The sequence below is a fragment of the Actinosynnema sp. NPDC023658 genome (assembly GCF_040639995.1).
GTDB lineage: Bacteria > Actinomycetota > Actinomycetes > Mycobacteriales > Pseudonocardiaceae > Actinosynnema.
In genome coordinates, this window is record NZ_JBFAAX010001066.1 from 1 (window position 1) to 1822 (window position 1822).

2 protein-coding genes and 1 pseudogene are annotated in these 1822 nt (G+C 73.4%); all 3 read left to right on the forward strand.

Features of this window, described 5'->3' with window-relative positions; translation table 11 throughout:
- Positions 1-749: pseudogene (locus tag AB0G02_RS38115) on the forward strand (ABC transporter permease); the annotation flags it as partial.
- A 52-nt stretch (positions 750-801) separates the two neighbouring features.
- Complete coding sequence (locus AB0G02_RS38120) at positions 802-1359, forward strand: winged helix-turn-helix domain-containing protein (protein WP_360804754.1); 558 nt, start codon at positions 802-804, stop codon at positions 1357-1359.
- Positions 1356-1822, forward strand: a 467-nt coding sequence (locus AB0G02_RS38125) for an MFS transporter (protein WP_360804757.1), incomplete at its 3' end; no start/stop codon positions are given. The genes AB0G02_RS38120 and AB0G02_RS38125, both read left to right, overlap by 4 nt.

Consider the following 1822-nt stretch of genomic DNA (forward strand, 5'->3'; position numbering starts at 1 on the left):
CCGACAAGGTCGACACCGAGATCCCGTCGCCCGCGGCGGGTGTGCTCCAGAAGATCGTCGCCCAGGAGGACGGCGCCGTCTACGGGTCCGTCGCGCGCGGCGTCGAGCAGATGCTGGAGGCCAACCCGGCGCTCCGGCAGATCATCTCGCAGATGGGCGGCACCGGCGCGATCGTGGACGTCTACCTGGCGTCGATCCTGGGCATCATCGCCCTGTTCACCGCGATCTACGTGGTGCAGTCGACGCTGCGGCTGCGCACCGAGGAGACCGCGTTCCGCGCCGAGCCGGTGTTGGCCACGGCGGTCAGCCGGTCCGCGTGGGTCGGCAGCCACGTGCTGTTCACCACCGTCGGCTCGGCCGTCGTGCTGGCGGCCGCGGGCCTGGGGGCGGGGCTGGTGCACGGCGCGCGGGTCGGTGACGTGGGCGGGCAGGTCGCGCGGCTGGTCGGCGCGGCGGTGGCGCACGTCCCGGCGGTGTGGGTCGTGGCGGGCCTCGCGCTCGTGCTGTTCGCGCTGGTGCCGAAGCTGTCCTCGGCGAGCTGGGCGGTGATCGTGGTGTTCCTGGTGCTCGGCCAGCTCGGACCGCTGCTCCAGCTCGACCAGTGGGCGATGGACCTGTCGCCGTTCACGCACATCCCCAAGGTGCCGGGCGCGGACCTCACGGCGGCGCCGCTGCTGTGGTTGACGCTGATCGCGGCGGCGCTGGTGGCGCTCGGCTTCGCCGGGTTCCGGCGGCGGGACGTCGGCTGAGTATCTGAAAGAAGTCTTTCGAAAGTCCTCTTTCAGGTCTACCGTCGGGGCCATGGACCTCCCACGGCCCCGACGGGTCACCGACGTCGACGCGCTCAAGGCGCTGGCGCACCCGCTGCGCGTGTCGCTGCTCGACCACCTGCTCGCGCTCGGTCCCCGCACGGCGAGCGAGTGCGCCGAGGCGGTCGGGTCGAGCGCCTCGAACTGCAGCTGGCACCTGCGGCAGCTGGCCAAGGCCGGGTTCGTCGAGCGGGCCGAGGCCGGCGACGGTCGGGAACGGCCGTGGCGGGCCACGTCGGTCGGCTACGACGTGGGGGCGTTCGACGACGACCCGGAGGTCCGCGCCCAGCAGGACGCCCTGCTCGCGCTGGGGATCAACGAGGAGAACCGGCTGGTGCAGCGGTTCGTCGACCGGCAGCACGACCTGCCGCGCGAGTGGCTGGACGCCGCCGCCATGCACAGCTACGCGGTCACCGTGACGCCCGAGGAGCTCACCGGCCTGCTCGGCAGGATCGACGACCTCCTGCGCCCGTACATCGTGCCGGTGCGCCAGGACGCGCCCGAGGGCGCGCTGCCCGTGCACGTCGGTCTCCGGGCGTTCCCGCGATGACCGGGCCGCTGGGCGTGCCGGCGTTCCGCCGGTTGTGGATCGCCGGGTTCGTGTCCGAGATCGGTGACTGGGTGCTGCTGGTCGCGCTGCCCGTGTACGTCTACCAGCGCACCGGCTCCACGGCGGCCACCGCGACGACGTTCGTGGTGGCGCTGCTGCCCAGCCTGGCGCTGTCGCCGCTGGCGGGCGTGCTGGCCGACCGCTGGGACCGGCGGAGGCTGATGCTGGTGGTCAGCCTCGCGCAGGCGGTCACCCTGCTGCCGCTGCTCACCGGCGACCTGGTGCTGGTCAACGTGGTCACGGCCGTGCAGGCCGGGTTGGCGGCGCTGTTCGAGCCCGCCAAGAACGCGCTGCTGCCGACGCTCGTGCCGCGCGAGCAGGTGCCCGCGGCCAACGGGCTGGTCGGGTTGAACGGCAACCTCGCCCGGCTGGTCGGCGCGTCGCTGGGCGGGCTGCTCCTCGG

Bases quoted from the DNA above. Each gene is read 5' to 3' on its own strand.
- AB0G02_RS38120 (WP_360804754.1), top strand. From the start codon at position 802: ATGGACCTCCCACGGCCCCGACGGGTCACCGACGTCGACGCGCTCAAG.